This window comes from Paenibacillus rhizosphaerae (genome assembly GCF_014192015.1).
Lineage (GTDB): Bacteria > Bacillota > Bacilli > Paenibacillales > Paenibacillaceae > Paenibacillus_AQ > Paenibacillus_AQ rhizosphaerae.
Genome location: NZ_JACHXJ010000001.1, coordinates 212,544 through 230,858, shown reverse-complemented (window position 1 = coordinate 230,858; position 18,315 = coordinate 212,544). Strand labels below are relative to the sequence as shown.

Annotated in this window: 10 protein-coding genes; 1 reads left to right on the top strand and 9 read right to left on the bottom strand. The window is 50.4% G+C overall.

The window, feature by feature from the left end; genetic code table 11:
• Positions 1–142: 142 nt before the first annotated feature.
• Both FHS19_RS00870 and FHS19_RS00865 read right to left on the bottom strand, forming a co-directional pair.
• Positions 143–394 carry a hypothetical protein gene (locus FHS19_RS00870; RefSeq protein ID WP_183577330.1) on the bottom strand — a complete coding sequence of 84 codons (252 nt, stop codon included), beginning with the start codon at positions 392–394 and terminating at the stop codon, positions 143–145.
• A gap of 138 nt (positions 395–532) precedes the next feature.
• Positions 533–805 (bottom strand): hypothetical protein, encoded by a 273-nt coding sequence (locus tag FHS19_RS00865; RefSeq protein ID WP_183577327.1) that lies wholly within the window; start codon positions 803–805, stop codon positions 533–535.
• 341 nt (positions 806–1,146) lie between these two features.
• Here FHS19_RS00865 and FHS19_RS00860 point away from each other — a divergent pair, with 341 nt between their 5' ends.
• Entirely contained in the window at positions 1,147–3,801 is a 2,655-nt protein-coding gene (locus tag FHS19_RS00860; protein WP_183577324.1) for a DUF4855 domain-containing protein, read from the top strand.
• 295 nt (positions 3,802–4,096) lie between these two features.
• Here FHS19_RS00860 and FHS19_RS00855 read toward each other — a convergent pair whose 3' ends face one another.
• The 7 genes from FHS19_RS00855 to FHS19_RS00825 all read right to left on the bottom strand — a co-directional run bounded on the left by FHS19_RS00855 (position 4,097) and on the right by FHS19_RS00825 (position 18,238).
• Positions 4,097–4,996 (bottom strand): carbohydrate ABC transporter permease, encoded by a 900-nt coding sequence (locus tag FHS19_RS00855; RefSeq protein ID WP_183577321.1) that lies wholly within the window; start codon positions 4,994–4,996, stop codon positions 4,097–4,099.
• Between the two features lie 19 nt (positions 4,997–5,015).
• Positions 5,016–6,929 carry a DUF5711 family protein gene (locus FHS19_RS00850; RefSeq protein ID WP_183577318.1) on the bottom strand — a complete coding sequence of 638 codons (1,914 nt, stop codon included), beginning with the start codon at positions 6,927–6,929 and terminating at the stop codon, positions 5,016–5,018.
• Positions 6,930–7,038: 109 nt separating this feature from the next.
• Entirely contained in the window at positions 7,039–8,712 is a 1,674-nt protein-coding gene (locus tag FHS19_RS00845) for an ABC transporter substrate-binding protein (RefSeq protein ID WP_312887133.1), read from the bottom strand.
• Positions 8,713–8,985: 273 nt separating this feature from the next.
• Entirely contained in the window at positions 8,986–10,110 is a 1,125-nt protein-coding gene (locus FHS19_RS00840; protein WP_183577314.1) for a GntR family transcriptional regulator, read from the bottom strand.
• A gap of 130 nt (positions 10,111–10,240) precedes the next feature.
• Positions 10,241–12,640, bottom strand: coding sequence for an alpha-L-rhamnosidase-related protein (locus FHS19_RS00835; RefSeq protein WP_183577311.1), 2,400 nt, complete (start codon positions 12,638–12,640; stop codon positions 10,241–10,243).
• Between the two features lie 56 nt (positions 12,641–12,696).
• On the bottom strand, positions 12,697–14,415 hold the full coding sequence (locus FHS19_RS00830) for a hypothetical protein (RefSeq protein ID WP_183577309.1): 1,719 nt from the start codon (positions 14,413–14,415) through the stop codon (positions 12,697–12,699).
• A gap of 355 nt (positions 14,416–14,770) precedes the next feature.
• Positions 14,771–18,238: a DUF5722 domain-containing protein gene (locus tag FHS19_RS00825; RefSeq protein ID WP_183577306.1), complete on the bottom strand. Its 3,468-nt coding sequence runs from the start codon at positions 18,236–18,238 to the stop codon at positions 14,771–14,773.
• Between the last annotated feature and the right edge of the window lie 77 nt (positions 18,239–18,315).

Here is an 18,315-nt window from a genome sequence, read left to right as displayed (position 1 = left end):
TTCATCATGAATTTTTCTTATTAACATTTTGGGTTAGTGAGGAGTTCGCCAGCCTGGATTCATATCCTTCTAAGCCTTAGTTCGCTTTGCATAACAGATATAAAAAAACCGTCTGGATAGACGGCGCATAGCGATCATGATCTTAATACATCCGCATAATTCGCACTTCCGCCATATACGGATATAACAATGGAGTAACCGTCAATAACGGCCCGTAAATATCCGGCAGCCGTTCTTCTATATATGGTAATAGAAACAGCATCAGCATGTCTTGATACTGTAACTCTCTAGAGTCCTCATCTGGGTGATCGGCCTCCACCGCAAGGCAGCTCGTTCCTAAACTAAAGGCCAGCATAAGAAGCAATATCCATACAACCCAAAATCTCCTCCTCATTCCCCTCTACCCCCTCCTATGTGACTTTATAGATTATTCTCCATAGTTAAATAGCCGTTTATTCATTCCGGCAACACAGGTTAACACCATAGCACAAAAACTCCAAGCATGAGGGCTGGGAGTTTCTATGCTTAAATTTTATTGGCGAGGCACACAGATCGTTAATCTTCCTGATGTTGTTCCTGAAGAAAAAACAATGTTGACACAACGTCTCCCGTCTTGAGCTGTAAAGAACGAGATGGAAGAAGGTCTGGGGAGTCCGAGAATATTTCGGACGGCTTGTGCATTCCTTGTACGTACGGCCGCTCTGAATGCGTCCGTATTTAATGAAATGTTTTGTGAGTACAACGTATAGGCATCGGCAACGATCATCAAGTCGTCCCCTTGCTTCACGCGTGGTTTTTTCGGCATCGATCTCACCTCCTCGAAATCTATGATGTATTCTATTCACGAGAATGATAGATTTCTTGGATGCGAGCTTATCCAAACCAAAATACACCGACACACAAAATGACAATGAAATTCCCTTCCCAACAGAGTTACGAAAATATTGCGAAGCCATCAAAAAATGTTGCTTGCCTGGAATATATGGCCCCAATTACCATCAATCATGCGGAAGAGTGTCCCCATGACTTACACCCATCAAATGGAATCGGAGAAAGGTGGTGATGAAATAAACTTGGTCTGAAGGGAGTGCCAATCAAAGTTTGATGCGGTTTCTTTACTCAACAATGGAAAAGGAGCTGGACTTGATGAGCTGGTATAAAAGATGTGCTGCTGTCGTAATGGCTGCGGTCATGATGGTGTCACTGGTTCCGGCAGCCCAAGCGGGCAAGCTGGTTCCGACGGTGCAGGCAAAGGAGGTTTCCGCAGCGAATGACCCCGCGGTATCATTAGATGCGGAGCAGCCGAAGCTTCGTAATCTTGCCCTGGGACTCCCTTATGAATGGTCCGAAGCACCGGAAGCGTCGCATCCGGACGATGGGAACAAGCTTACAGATGGAAAATATGGACAATTGGATATGAATGACCCGGCTTGGGTAGGACATGTTCGCGGCAAAGCGCGCGAAGTTGTGTTCGATTTGGGTGAGGATAAGTCGATCGGAAAAATAACCGCCCATTTTCTTCAGGATTACCCTGCCAACTCGATCCTCGTGCCTCTGACGGTATCGATGTATGTTTCGGACGACAAGGAGAATTGGGGCCTTCTCTCCCATCATGCCACCCAACTGCTCTGGGGAGAAGGACCACCAAGGCAGGAAACGTTTGCGTGGGACGGCAGCCGGGACGGAATCCAAGGCGGGAATGCGGACGGCAAGCTGGCCTATGCCCGCTATGTAAAAGTCATTTTCACGATGCATCCTACCCATTGGGAGTACATTGACGAAATTGAAATTATGGGTATGAACGGAAAGATTGACGGGGCGGTAAAGGTTCCCGCCGAGCAGCCCCATTTTTTGGAGCCGGGTGAAGCTACAGGCGGAATCCGGAATCTGAATCTGCTGTATAACGGACAGTATGCGGACGGTTTGGGGGATTGGACCAAGGAACGGATTATCCCGAACATCAGTTATGTGGATCAGTCTGGGGAACCTACCGATTGGCTTTTTGACGGAGTTTTATACCTGGGGCTGGCTTCCCCTGCCGGCCGGGATTTCGGTCTTGGGCAAACAAATCTGAAGGACTGGACCTGGTATTTGGATAAAACCTTTGCGGCTGCGGGAGATATGCAGCAGTTGAATGAGGCGACCAGAGAAGTCGGGGCCAAGCTGAACCAACCTGATTATAAAGAGAATGTTGTGCTCATGATTCCGAATCCCGGGGAGTCTTTAAACGATTTTGGCGATGTGGATGGATCAGGGGAATCGTTAAGCTTCAATGCCTCCGTCGTCGGACAAGAAAAAGCCCTCGAAAACAGGCAAATAGCGGTTCAGTGGTGGCTGGATCAGGTCCGCCAAAGATGGCAGGCCGCGAATTATTCCAATCTGGAGCTTGTCGGCATGTACTGGCTGGAAGAACAAATCAGCACAAGCGAGGCGGGACCCGACCTGATTAAAGCCGTGAGCGGCAAAGTCCATGACATGAATCTGAAATTTTTCTGGATCCCCCACTCTTTAGCTTATAAAAGCTATATGTGGAAAGATGTAGGATTTGATGCCTCGGCTCTTCAACCAAACTATTTCTTTGGCGGCCTGGATCAAGACCTGCTGGAGGATGCCGCTGATACTGCAAAGCGGTACGGAATGTCGAATGAAGTCGAATTTGATGACCGGATGCTGCAGGACGGCATATTCCGTGAGCGTTATATCGACTACCTGAACAGCGGCGCCGCAACCGGTTTGATGCAAACGGGTTTTAGAGCTTATTACCAGGGAAATAATGCGGTTTATAATTTGGCGGTAAGCAAAGATCCCGGCCTGCGCCTCATGTATGACTGGCTGTATCAATATGTGAACGGAACATACGTCATTCATAATAGTACGCCGCCTGAAGCAGACGTATTTATCAATGGTCAAACATTAAAAGGCGATGCGGTCGTTCCGGATACCGAAACGGTTGCATTCACGTGGGAAGTCCAAGACGACGACAGCGGATTAACGAGAGTAACGGCCACTTTCGACGGCAAACCCTACACCCCGGGAACGACGATTGATCTGAAGGGGATGCCGGGGAAGCATCAACTGGCTATTACCGTGGCGGCTGCCAAATCCAAGACAACGACTTATACGATCCAGGCGGCGTCGACCGCTGACACCATGAAGGCTCATGTGAACCTCTTTGCCGAGCAAAAGCAGTTCACGACACCCGGAGCCCCCCGCTCGTTGAACGCGCAGCTGGACCAGATGAAGCGTTTTGAAGAAAAGAATGCCGTGCAGTATGATAAATTCCTTAGAGGTTTTAATGCAAAGCTGGATCAACTGGCTGCGGATCATATCGTATCGGATACGGCTTATGCCTCGCTGAAAGAAGAGGTATATTATCTTGCCGGTAACCTGGCGGAAAATAAAAGTGTAACCGCCTCTTCTGTTGAAGGCTCCGTTTCGACTTTGGCGCCCAAATATGCCGTCGATGGGTTTTCTTCGACAAGATGGGCGAGCAATTACGTGAATGACAGCTGGTTCCAGGTCGATCTGGGCGAAGCCAAAGTTTTCGATACGGTCCGAATCGAGTGGGAACTCGCCCGCGCCAAAACGTACAAGATCCTTGTCTCCGACGACCAGCAGAACTGGACCAGCGTGATCCTGGACAATGATGGCATCATAACCGCTCATGACGGCAAAGAAACGGTTCGTTTTGCCCCCGTTAAAGCCAGATACGTTAAATTTCAGGGCATTGAAAGAGCCACTGATTATGGATATTCCTTTTATGAGTTTGGGGTATATAACCTCTCGGAGCCAAGGGAGTAAGAACTTGTCATAAGATAAACCTCTTCTTTTTATCCAAATGATCCTTGCGAACAAGAAGACTGCCGATTAACCGGCAGTCTTCTTCCTTGCTTGCTCACGCATCCGCAATCATTCCACCCTACCTCTGTAATGCTATACGTATCGCCGAATACATAAACTTCCACCGCGATTTGGCAGCCGTCCAGCTTTGAACCGCACTAGATCCGTTCAACCTGAACGGCTGCTTTTTGTACTCTATCAGGCAGACTCGCCCGCCTAAGATCATGATGACTCCAATCCGTTGGGCCAGCTCACTCTACATTTTCAGAGCCCCCTGCGTCATGCCCTGAATGTAATATTTCATGCCGAAAGAGAAGATCAAAATTAACGGAATAGAGGAAATGGCGTATGCCGAAAACTGAGTGCCCATATCGGTGATGCCGAACTGTTTCGTAAAGACGGTCAGGCCAACGGCAACCACCTGAAGACTGCTGTCCCTGATCGTAAGCAGCGGCCAAATGTAATCATTATACACACCAACGGCCTGCATAATGAACAAGGTCGCCAGGATCGGCAGCGACAACGGGATGACGATTTGAAAAAATACACGAATTTCCGATGCTCCATCAATCCGGGCCGCCTCAAACAGCTCGCTGGGGATGCCCGACATAAAACTCCTGCACAAGAAGGTTCCGAAGATTTGCCCCCCTGCTGCGCCGGCAATAATGATCACCCAAGGTGTATTCGTAAGTCCCAGGTTATTATACAGGACATACGAGGGAATCAGCGTCAGCACACCCGGAATCATCATCATGGCCAGCATCATCATAAACAGCAGTTCTTTGCCGGGAAAGCTTTTTTTGGCGAATATATATCCTGAAATGGAGGAGAGCAGAATGACACATGCACTGGCTCCGACCGCATACAAGATGGAGTTTACCATATAGCGCCAAATACTGGTGAACGCAGCGCCGTAATTATTCCATTTGGCCGGAGAAGGCAGCCCCCAGAAATTGCCGAGAATTTGCGCATTGCTTTTTAAGGAGCTGACGATCATGAACAGAATGGGCACCAGCATCAGAATAACCAGCAAGCACAGCACTACGATGATGGCGATTTGAGGGAAACTGAGATATTTGATGAACCGGCCTTCGCTTTTTCTGAGCTTTCTCACGGGGCCAACGCTTTCAGCGGCTGTATCCGTTTCGGTATACATCGATCCCTCTCCTCCTTCCTTAATCTTCTGTTTTAATAAGCTTCATGTTTACAACCGTAATGGCAAGGATCACCAGGAACATACTTACACCGAGCGCCGATGCATAACCGAGATCGTTGAACTTGGTGGCGGCATAATACATCTGAAGTGCGGGTACATAAGTCGAGTCCATGGGACCACCGCCCGTAACGATCATGATGCCGTTAAAGTCCTGGATAATGCCGATGAGGGTTAAAATGATCAAGAACTTGAACTGGCCGCTCAGCAGCGGCAAATGAATGGACCGGATAATCCGCCAAAGATTGGCCCCATCTATTTTTGCTGACTCAATCAGCTCGTTCGGAATGGACAGCAGCCCCGCATAAAACACCAACAGCTGCAGGATGCCTATAAACGGGAACCCGATAAAAATAATAGCCCACAAGGCGGTATTGGGGTCGCCAAGCCAACCATGCCCCCAAGAACCAAGCCCGATCAGTTCCAATACGTTATTGATCAGACCCACGTTGGGATCATACAGGTTTTGCCAAATCAAAAGCAGGGCAACACCCGGAATAACCATGGATGCGGTAAACGCGGTCCGAAAACCGTATTGCAGACGTTTACTGCGTAAATGGAATATCAACTCGGCGGTGATCAGTGCAGGGATGATTGCTTTGATCAGCCCGGTGATGATCAGAATGAGCAGGTTCCCCATCCCCTTAATGACATAAGGATCATGAATCATTCGCTCAAAATTGGCCAATCCGACAAAAGTGGTCCTGCCGCCTGGCTGCCAGTCGTATAAAGAATGGAATAAGCCCGAAACAGCCGGGTAATAGAGAAACACGAACACCAGAATAAACGTCGGTGCCAAGCCCAGGTAGATGTATTTGCTTTTCCATATCTGGCGGAAAATACCGAGCCGGCTGCGCTTCTTCAGGTAATTCAAGTACAGCAGAATGAGGACGACCGCCAAGACGCCGGCTGCAGACCACAATATAGCGTTTAAGCGTGCCTTGCTTGCCGCTTTATCGATGACACTGCCTACATCGTATTTAAAAATCCTTCCGTCGTTGGTGCCGGAATACAGCGTCTTGCCCTCCCGGTCAAACTGGACGCCCCGGCCTTCCCCCGTGATCTTTGACTCCCACAGCTGCTTTCCGTGCCCGTCGAAAATATAGTAGTTACCGGATAAATCCGAGACGCCGAGCCGTTCACCATCGTTTGAAAAGGCAACATCGGTCACAATGTCACGCGTGTTAATCGAGCCGTAAGTACTCCCTTTCTGATCAAACAATTCCACCTTATTGGAAGCCGTACCCACAGCAGCCAAGCCATTCTCTGAAACGGCCACCGCCTGGATTTGATTATCCGCGCTGAATTTATACAGCACGCTGCCGTCCTTGTCCAGAAGATAGGCGAATTGATCGCTTGTCGCGGCAACGATCCACTGCCCGTTGGCCGATACGCTCACTTCCTTCAACAGGGAACCGATGGGTACACTGCCTGTCTGTTTTCCGCTATTTTGATCCACAACGATCAGATCTTTGCTGCGCTGGGTAACGAGAACGATGGCGGATCCGTCCTGCGATGCGGCCAAGCTCTTGACCTGGCGCTTCAGGTCCGAATCCCACAGCTTTCCTCCCTTCTCGTCATAAGCGTACAGGTGTCTGTCATCCGATGAAACCAGAAGCGTGCCATTACTCAGGAGCGCTACCCCTGTAACGACATTTCCCGCTTCAACCTGATAGATGGGATTACCTTCGGAATCGTAAAGAAATGCCTTCGCGTTATGACCTCCGACGGCCACGCGGCTCCCATCCTCCGATACGGAGAGGGAGGTGATATTCCCCGCTCCTTCAATGGACCAGTTGTCTTTGGCAAGTGCTGCGCCCGGGACAAGCCCTAGAAGCAGGATCAGTGCAAGAAATATCCATGGGGCTTTCCTCATGATGAACCTCCCTTTTTATCCGTCGTCCTTACGAATTGCCAGCTTCCCTCGGGTAATCATGCGTGGTCTGCACATGCAAATGCATGTGCAGACCCGAGTGAAATAGTGATTAACGCTGCGGCGGACGCCGCTCAGGGTGATCCAAGTCGGAGAGTTCTTTTTTAGCTTCCTTCATGGCAGGTTCCATATATTTATCGATATTCGCCTGCAGCTGCTCCAAATATTGATCCGTTGTCAGCTTACCGCTGAAGTACCGCTGTACGAGCCCTACCCAATCCTGCACGGACGGCTGGTAATCCCACATTCCGCGAGCCAGGTTGTTCGCGGCGCTGGTATAGCCTTCGGTATTTCCAATCGGTTTGAAGTCGGCGAATGCCGCCGCCATCTCATCCGGGAGCGTAATGTCTTTAATGGCCGGTGCGCCTGAGAGGGAAGCGTCGTCACTATTCTGGATCGCATCCAAATATACGGCGTAACCTTCCGGACTCGTCAGGTACATCATGAAATCCACATTCAATTCATTTTGTTTCGCATCTTTATTGACGAAACCGTAGAATCCGATCGGAATCTGGATCGTACGGGCCGGGGCCATCACCTCAGGTCCTTCCATGGAGGGCATGTTGAAAAATCCGTATTCGAATGGCTTCACCCCGCCTGTGGCACCCGTCTTTTCTTCATCCGCGAAATCCTTGGGGAGCTGCCAGTAAGAGGCCGGCGTGCCTAACATCGTCGCCGCCTTTCCCGTCAGGAACAGATTGTAGGCCTGGTCCTCTTTCACTCCGAAAAATCCGTCCGGCACATAATCGAACAGTTTTTTCAGATTTTCCGAGTAAGCTTTCCATTGGGGATTGCCTGCAATTTTGAAGGGGCCTTCTTTGTCTTTGACGGCTTTCCACAGCCGCATTTCGTTTTTGGTCACTTTACTGTTGGAATCGTTATACGGATCCGTCAGATCATATTTCCATTGTTCGTCAAGCTCGGGAACGTAAGTATAGTCCTGTTCTTGGGACCGGATGATGTTAATATAATCGCGCATATACTGATCGGCATAGATCCGCACCAGCCATCCCGCCTGGCCGCTCCACATCGATTTGGAGTCTCCGCCGAGCGCCAGCGGCGTATATCCGGCCTTTTTTATTTTATTGAAAGCGTCGATCATCTCGTTAAACGTTTTGGGAGCTTCCGTAATGCCGACCTTCTGGAAAATCTCCTTATTGTACACCCATACGATCTGCACAGATTCAAAGTTCAGGTTGTACAAATGGTCTTCGGCTCCAATACCTTCGAGGTTAATGCCCATGGCTTTCAGATCCAGGGTGTCCTGCCAGGGCTGGTTCGTATAAGGATTGACCTTATCGAAATAAGGGTAAAAGTCCATAAATTTTTTGCTGTTGACTAGTCCACCGACTTCGTTATTCGTAACCAGGTCAACATCCGGCACACCTGCTGCAAATTGAGCCGTCAGCCATTCCTTGTAGCCTTCCGCCGGCTTGTTGTCGACTTTGACCTTCACTCCCGGATTTTTCTTCATGTACGCTTCGGCAACCGCATTCCATACTGACGCCGATGCATTCGGCAAGGAAATGTTGATATTTCCTGTCAGCTGCGAAGCGGCCGGATCCTTCCCGGCGTCTTCTTCTTTACCCTGATTCTCACCCGTTGGATTCGTTTCTGCGGTGCCTGGATTATCTGGTGATGTGGGAGCTGCTTTGGTGCATGCCGACAATAAAGCCAAGAGCATCACAATACTCAAGAGAACGATAAATCCCTTCCTTTTGTTCACATTGATCTCCCCTATTTTCGAATGGTCATGATCTGAAGCGCTTTCAATTAGAATAAGCTTGAATGAATACACTTCAGCTGTAAGTATACGTTAAAAATTTTGTATACTTTGATAAACAAAGTATACTGTAGTAATTTGCCTATTGCAACAGTTTTTCTTTCGAAACACGCGGAGGAAAGCTGAAGTTTGCTTGTGGGATAAGGATGATACATGAATGAGAAACACGCTCTTCCTTCTTCAAAAAAAGCTCCCGTTAACCGGGAGCCCTGGAAATTAATTATTCTTGATGCGCTGCCTCGTTGGTAAGGGAGCGGTGCTGTCGCGCAAGATCAGCGTCGGGACGATTTCGTCTTTAACCAAGGATGTAACCCCCTCCTCCAGTTCAAACAGCAAAATCTCCGCCGCCCTCTTTCCCATCTTTCGTGTATTCTGATTTACCGTGGTGAGCCTTGGATAGGAATACTCGCCGAGCTTCACATCATCATAACCGATAATGCTTATATCTTGGGGGATGTTCATCCCGGACTCTCTTGCCGCGTTCATCGCACCGAAAGCTTTATAGTCGCTTGTGGCGAATATCGCCGTCGGCGGCTCCGGCAGATTCATCAGCCTTCTGAATCCTTCCTCCCCCATTTCCGCCCGTTCGTCATCACCGTCGATGACGGTGATCAGATCCGGATTGAAAGGAATATTATGCTGGGTAAGCGCCAGCTTATAGCCTTGGAGGCGAAGGGAAAAATCCTGGTTTAATTCCAGGAGCGAACTGCCTGTCAGAATAACCCCTATTCGCTGATGCCCCTGAGAAATCAGATGCTGGGTGGCCAGATATCCTCCTGTCAGATTATCCGCAATGACATAGGGAATACCCAAATGCGGATAATAGAAATGCACCGTGACGATGCGCCGATTCTCTTCCTGCCAAGCCGTTAAACGCGAAAAGTCAAAATGCCCTTTAACCGTCAGGAGGATGATGCCGGCCCCTGGATCCTCGGGCAGCTCATAGTGTTCCCCGATATCCCAAATGTGGAAGGCGACGCCGTTTTCATCACATACCTCTTTAATGCCTTCAAACATATCCGTAAAAAACGGGTGGTTCAATATGCTCACTTCATGATTCTGATGGGCAAAGTATAGAGTGCGCAGCCCTTTGGAATCGGCTTGAGCCGGGTTCTCATGGACGAAGCTCCCCTTCCCTCGGATCCTGTAAACGAACCCTTCCTGAACCAGATCCGACAGTGCCCGCCTGGACGTAATTTCACTGGTGTTATACTCTTTCGCCAGCTCAATCTGAGTGGGGAGCGGATCATGCGGCCTGAGTTCTCCGGAGGCAATCTTTCGTTTAATATCGTTCATTATATATTGATACATCGGAGTCTTGTCCGATTTTTCCATATCCATGAAGCCATCACTCCTTACCAAATTGAGTTAAGTATACTTTAAATCCTGTCACTCCTGCAAGCAAAAAGGCAGTCTCTGATCCTGACGGAAAGAGAGACTGCCCTTACATTTCAAATCCTTCATTCGGAGGTTATCCGCTGCAATCGACCAATGGGGTCCGCTTTTGTGCTGCCGCATGAACAGGAATCATTCCTTGAACAAGAACATGATCCTGATCCATAGAAACCGTGACGTCGCGCAATCCTGGCGCCTTCCATGTCATTTGCGCGGGTATGTGAGCCACAAAGCAGTACACCCCGTCCTCATCCCTTTTCCACTGCGCACTGATTTTTCCAAAAGGGGTTGCCACTGACCCTTCCGCCCACTCGACTTCCGTCACTGCGCTGGGACGGAGCGTAACCTGCCCAAGCCCCGCCTTTGAAATATCAATTCCAAGCAGCTCCCTATTCAACAAATACGTCGGTGATGCTCCCCAGCCATGGCATAAACTCACAGGAACGGCATCCTCCAAATAGGTCGGCGTATGCCCAAGGTAGGGGCTTGGCGTGGTCGAAAAGGGGAGATTCGGATCAAAGGTTTCCCACCAGGTTGTGGCTCCCCGATCCAGCATCTCGCCCCAATAATTTCGGATGATGCGTACGGCATCCGCAGCATGGCCGTAACGGAAAAGGGTCTCGAGCACGATATGGTAGAAGAACGCCCCGCGAATTTGCGGAAGCCGTTCTTTCAGGTAATACTCCTGCAAGAATACGGTAATTTCCTCTTCATCCATGATCCCCGACCAGGCAGCCGCAAAATTGGTCTGAGCCGTGATACTGGAGGAAAGGCCATCTCCGGTCAAACAGTCCGCATAGATCGCCGTGTCCGGTATCCGGAGCAGTTTCCGGACAGACTGGCGAAGCTCCGCCGCTTTATGCGTAAATGAATTCCCGCTCTCCTCTTCGCCCAGCTCAAACGCCAATGCGGAAGCCGTATTTAAAAATTTATAATAGAAGCAAGAGACGGCGGTTACGCGATCCTCCCGGTGGATTGCATCCGACCAGTCGATAAAGCACCACATGCCGTCCCGATCTGCGTCGGCAAACAATCCGGCGTCATCTTCCTGCTCCGCAAACCACGCGGCAAGCTTCACGATATGCGGCCATAATTCCTCCAGAAAAGCCTGATCCTTCGTATAATCGTAATATTCGGCTATACCAAACAGCCAATGCGCACAAAAATCGGGCAGCAAATAGGCGTTCCGCTGCGGGCCGGTGCCGGGTATGGAACCGTCGTTGTTTTGTATTTTCGCCGCCTGCAGCAATGACTTCCGAACGAGCCGGGGATCGTTAAACGTTTGATAGACCACTTTGGCCATGACAACCGAGTCGGCCACCCACAGCGCACCTTCGCGATAGGGGCAATCCTCAAAATGGTTCTGGCTGTTGACCATGGTCGTATACCGGCCGATTTCCCAAATCCGGTTCAGCTTATCATCGCTGCTGCGAAAATGCCCCCCGTCTTTGTAGGGATAATGAACAAAACGGACTCGAAGGTCACAAATACGTAAGGGAACGGGCGTCGCCATGACACCCACCTTAAGATAGCGAAATGCACGCCTTCCGAACGGAGTGATCTTGTTTACGCCTTTGCGGAGGAGGTACGTATCCCTCAAATCCAATTCCAGCGACTCCCCATAAAACAGCTGCAGAACTCCCCCTTCCCCGGCGATGACTTCAAGCTCCGGATAGCCGACGATCTCCGCGCCAAAGTCATAGGTAATCTGGGGAAAAGAGCCGGGAATCGAAGCGTCCATGACCACCGGTCCCCTTCCTTCCTCCGTATCAGCCGCTAATTGCGCTTTCGGGGCTTGAATGGATCCCAGAAACGATTCGGCCGATACCACCGTTACCGGGGATACCAGATTCTCCTTCAGGTACGGGATGTCGCGCGCGACCAGGCGGGGCCAGGGGGAATTCTCCTGCTCTGCTGCTGCGATCACTTCCGCGGGCGGCCAGGAGGAATCGTCATAATCTTCGCATTCCCAGCCGTCTTCCCGGGACACATCCATCAACTCCCGGTATCCGCCCCACATGTGGAGGCGGCTTACTCCCGTTTTCCACCGGGTGGACCGCCTGCATTTCCATTCGGAGCTGCTGGCAACCGTCAGCAGGATTGCCCCTTGGTCGTCAGCGCCGTAAACGTCGAGCTGGCATATCAATCCGCCGGGCCCCTGCAGCTGCTCGGTGACGATTCTGTCCTTACCAAAATTGTGTGCGGCCACCGCAATACAGTTCCGGCCGTTCCGGAGCAATGCGGTAACGTCGTGCGTATCGAAAGACATCCATAACAAGTCGGATGGCGCGGGGCCTCTGCCCGCCTCGATGCCGTTAATGTACAGCTTGTAGGATTGGTTGGCGGAAATCCGTACGAACGATTTTGTAAAGGGTGGCGCCAGTTCAAAAGATTGGCGCGCTTCCACGTATACGTTATTCTCATTCCCCGTTCCCTCGGCCCAAATCCATTCCGCTTTCCAGCTTGGTCTATTCATCGCTTTACCTCCAGCTTGTGCTGATCTCGAGTATCCAGAAAATGAGTGCTTATGATCTATGATTCGTCGACCGATCTGTACACAAAGTTCAAACGTCCTTCCGGCGCCGTATCGCCGTGCAGATAAAAGTCTGCGATGTCCCCTTCGTTCTGCATATTGTCCACCCACTTGAACTCCATCCATATTCCTTTTGCCCGGTCCTCCGGAGCTTCCTCCTCCCGAAGCAGTGCAAGCGGGAGTTCAACATACATTTCATTCCGAGAAACGAAATAACGGATCTCTGCGGACACCTCCCAATTCCAATCTCCTCTGCTGCGTTCCAATTGCGTTATTGCACGATCTAAAACGGTCCTGTTCACAATATAGTGGTACCCCTCCCATCCCGGGTTATGGTCTCTCCGGTTACGGATGAGGAGCATCATCCAGTGACGGTCCGTATAGGGTGTAATAGCTTCTTTCGTTTTTGCGTAAAAATAAAGACATTGATCCGTATGAGCGGCTTTCAGGGTAACGAAATCATTTCTGCCCGTGTCTTGAAAATAATAAAAACGCCCGTATCCGGCATGATCCCGGCGCATCGTATCCCCTTCAAAGTCCCTGTACAGCTCCGGTACAGACGGCCATATCGTAAAGTCCGGCTCTGCAGCCAGGAAGGTTCCGCTGTCCACCGGCACGGACATGCCCTTGTAGCGGCGGATATAACCGATCAGCTGCATATAATAATGATCTTGATAGCCGCCCTTCATCGGCTCGATATCCCGGCTGAATGCAAGCGTAGCTTGATCGACGAACAAAACAGGCCGGTCCGGCGTTCCTTGCAGGCGCATGGCGATCCACTCGTTCCAGCCCGTAACGAAAATGATCTGCGGGTCCTCTGCCATAGCAAACTCCCATTGTTCGGCGATATTCATGCCCCGATGAATGGATTCGGGCAGATCAGCCTCCGAGTTCTCCATCCCTTCGCAATAACCCCTGCCCCAATTATTTCCGTACCCGTAAAAGGGCGTATCACTCATGGCTACACTGGGATGCTGCGCAACGGAAACGCTGATCACTTCCTTCTCCCCTTCATCATTAAAAAACACCCGCTGCGGCCGCTGAAATTCGATCCATGGAAAACCGTTCACTTTCGCTTCTTCATTGGGCCATTGATTCCGGCGAAAGGTGAAAAACGCACGCTGTTCCTCCGTGCATTCCGCCGGATCACCAATGATCAAAGGTTTGCCTTTCCAGTGAAACCATAGATGCTTATAGCGCTCCGGTTTGTATATATCTTCGTACAATTCCGCTATTGTTTTTCCCGAATCCGTATTCGTGTAAAAGGCAAACTGCGGTACGGTAAAACCTTGACCGGATATCTCGTCCAGCACGCGAAACAATGCGTCGTATACCTTCTTGTACGTGACGGCATTGGTCGTGTCAAACACGAGAAAATCCACGCCTGCACTTGTCAGAAGCTGAACATGTTTGCGAAGCACCCAGGCATCGTCATTCAAATAGTAGCCATACAAAGGCTCACCCCAAAAGTGAAATGAATTTTCCGGTCCCCAAGCCGGGTGGGCCGAATCCCGTACCGCTTCAGGATATTGAGCGAGAATTCCGCTGTTATCAAAAGGGCCTGACGTTCCGTGCTGTCCCAGCCAGAGAAAATAAAATAAACCTACGTACCTGCCTTCACGCATCGGCCCCGTTTCTGCCTGCGTTGGAAGTTCCCTTCCCAACCCGTCAATGCCTCCCCATGGATCGGCATGCGTTCGACTGGCAATATTCCGCATCCTTTCTGCTCCTCCCAACGGATCCGTCTCACACATAAGCAGCTCGACCTCCATTAACGAATATCGAAAGCATTATAGTCGATAATTAAGTATTCTTATTAATAATATAATATACTTTGTTCGGACTGTTTACAACTAAATATACATTGTTTGATTCGATCTCTAAAAGGACAACAGCCCTGATATCGAAAAAAAGACTGCGGCGCTCCCTACCGGGCACCGCAGTCATCTCTGTATAAGTCGAATAGTTTGAAATGGATGATGGGATCAAATGCGTAACATGTTCCTACGATCGCTCTTGTTTTCGGATTTTTCTTGATTCTATTGAAGGAATCATTTTACGCTCTTGCTTGCGTCATTCCAAAGGAAATGTGAATTTGCGGGAATCATAGTCCAGCGTTAATGTCAGATCTTTTTCATTCAGCGGAGCATAATGGGTGATCTCTAAGGTGAGGTTTTTGCTCATCCCGGTTCCAACGTCGCCAAGATCTATACTTCCCGGGGTTGCTTGAATTCCTTGGGGTAATTCCACCCTCATCTTCTTGTTCAGCTTCTGGGAGCCGAGGTTTGTGACCGTGACAGTAAGCTTCGCCCCAACCTCAAGCTTGGGTGTCAGCTGCCGCACCGAGATCCCCAAATTGGATGAATGAGGATCATATTTCACTTTTTCGGCAAAGCGGGCTTCATCCACACGGAGTTCTCCTGTCAAAGGGGCTCCTCCCTCGGAGCGTATCCAGATCTTCACCCGGTCAACGGACTTCGCTCCCTTCCAATCCCCAAGCGGAAGCGAAACCAGCTGCCATCCCTTCGCCGGATCCAGCTTGGCAGTTCCTTCGATTCGGTCAAATCCGCTGTATAGAATAACCTTCGCCTCATAGGATTTTGCAAGATCCACATCGGCCAGCTGCAGCGCGGCTGTGAAGTACGGTGTTTTTCTGACATCAACTGGTTCCGTGAATTCTTTCTGCACACCGGCCCAATTTTTCGCGTACGGGCTGTTGAATCTGGCTGCCAGGTAGCCTCCCGTTCCGTTGAAGGCATCACCGGAAGCGCTGCGCACTTCCTGTACCTCATCCGATGCGATATAGCCGTCGGTACCCGATTCAAAACCGCTTCCTTCCCTTGGCTTCTGAACGTCAAGAATGTAGTCGAGGCCACCGATCGAAGGAATCGTCCGGTCCTGAAGCTGGCCCGGATCAAAGTTCGGAATCGCTTCCCGCCAATCTGAAATACCGATGATCGGCTTGGCAAACTCGGTTACCTCCAGCGAACGGGCCGTATCGATATATTTAAAGACATCGTATATATACTTCGGTTGATCCGGCGTCACGACACTGTCCGGTGTGTGGGTCCACAAGCCGAGATTAAGCCCTCCCTCCTGTCCATGGTCAACATGCCGGTGAAGGATGAACGCATCAATGCCATCCAAAAATTTTACTTTATAATAAGCATAGGCATAAGCGGCGGCCTGAAGCTTCTGATGCTCTTCCGAATTGGTCAAGCTGTGGAAGCCTTGCTCCGACAGGATGATACGCCGCATCTGCCCGTTATGGAGAAGTTCCGGCTGCTTCATATAATCGACGAGAACTCCCAGGTTTTTAAACGTAATGCGCTGGGTGTCAAACGAATCCGTTGCCGTGGCATCATTCCAGAACCGTGGATTGAATAAATCTTCCGGATAAGGATGCGCGGCAATGTTCCAGGCGAAATCGCCTTCTTTACGCGATAATTCCGCCATTTTATCGACGATGACCTTGTTGTCGTATTTCCAGAGGGAAGTATCGTCAAGCTTTTCATTCCAGAAATGATCCAAGGATACATATGTTCTGGCGTTGGCGCATTCGCCTTTGACGATCGTGTCGATCAGCCGGAAGGTCTGGACGTACTCCCGGACGTAAGCATCCACCTTTTTGGGGCCCATATTGTTCCAAACTTTGTTCTGGCCGACTTCATTGCCGACGATATAATTGACGGCCCTCCCGTATTGTTCGCTTGGCATCGAATAACGCTGCGCCATGAACTTGGTTGCCGCCTTCACGTATTTTACGCCCATTTCATTACTCGTATTGAGCGCATATACGGTTCCTCCAGGCTCGGAGTCCGGATGGATCAGGAACTCATTGGGTGAATCGGGATCCTTGATATCATACATAATTAAGATCAGAGAGACGATAATGCCGTTGTCGGACAAGCTTTTGATGGCGTTATCCATGCGTTCGATCCGGTCTTTGCGGAAATAGAAGGTTTCCCCCTCGAGGTCGTATGCTATCGTATTCTCCGGATGGTTATCGGATTTGTACATCAGTTCGTTGTAGCTCACATTCAGTGCGGCATGGCTGATCCCAAGCTCCTGGGCGTCACCCGTCATTTGTACCTGAAGCCCTTTGATGCTTTGCGCCTCCGGATAGGGCTCGGTGTTGCGCGCAGTGGATTCCGGATTGATGATATACTGCGGAGCGTCCATCGGGGTGTATGTGCCGTCTTCCGCATGAAATGCAACGGCGAATTTGGAGTAGAGACGGCTCCGCTGCCCGTCATTCGCAGCCGTCTCGAACCGGAACGACTCGCTCAGAGCGGTCTTTGCAAGAGGCGTCTTGGCTGAGAGCACTTCCTTAGCATCCTCATAGGTCGCCAATTCAAACAGCTCCAGCTGACCATCGGGATGAGCAGACACAAAGTCCGGCTCAACCGTTCCTTCCACGATGATCTTGCCGTCCTGGTCTATACTGGCTTCCGCTTTGCCTGCATAAGGCTGCTCCATTTCCGGCAGCTGCCTGAAGCGAATCTGGTCCAGCTTGATCGTGCCGGCTGCTGCTACCGGAATGATGCGGAATGCGGTTACGATGCCCTGCCATCCGGGATGATCCGAGAAGTTAAAATCTTGCGAGAAGGTGCCGCTGGCCGGGATGGTGAACGATTTCACCTGGTCGTCAGACCAATCTCCCCCCTCGGTCCGCCACTGGATTTTCAACTCCTGGGCGCCCGTTTCGTTCGTCATGTTGATCGTCATGCCGTTCCTCTGAGTCGTATCAATCTTGATTTCCGGTGATTCGATGTACCCGCCTTCGGCCTCCATGCGGTATGCCAATGCCCCGTCCTGCGCCTGGACCGAGCCGTTCATAGCGGTGAAGCCTTCGGGTTCCCCTTCCTGATTAAACCCGAGATCAATCACATTCGTCGCGCAGATGTAATCGATCTGAAATCGTCCATCCCAGGAGTCATATCCCGGCTGGCCCGGCTGCACATTTTCCAGATCAAAATTTTGCATAAAGGATATTTCCATCTTGGTGACGGCATGCTTGCCTTCCCAATCCCCCAGCCGGATAAAGATCCGCTTCCATTGATCCGGGCGGATATGCGCGATGCTCTCAAATTCGTCCTCTCCACTGAACAATTTCACCTTCAGCACATAGTCTGCAGATGACTGCCACCCATAGCTGTCTGCCGCAAGAGCCAGGAAACGGTATGCGGACAGGTCCTTCGGCTGCTCGTAATCCGTATAGATCGTGCGCCATTCATACACTTTGACCGGATCCGGGACCTGTTCCAGAGCACCGCTTCCTTCATAAGGCGAGTTCGGGCCGTTTAGCATACTTGTCACATACTGAACCTCTTTGGTGTTCGTCCCTGCTTTCCATGACGCTACATCTTCAGGCGTGTTGAAATCGTGGAGGACAAGGGCAGGAATCAAATCCTGGCCTGTGAGGACATGATCGGATTGCGGAAGATCCGGTATATACGGACCTGCGTGCACCTTGAATACCGGAACAAGCTGAATGAGCATGACCACGGACAAAATACCTGATAACAGTCGCAGACGCACTTTGTGAACCTCCTTTATCATTATATTCGGTATGTATTTTATATTTTAAGTATTCTTAATACAACAATAATTTTTCA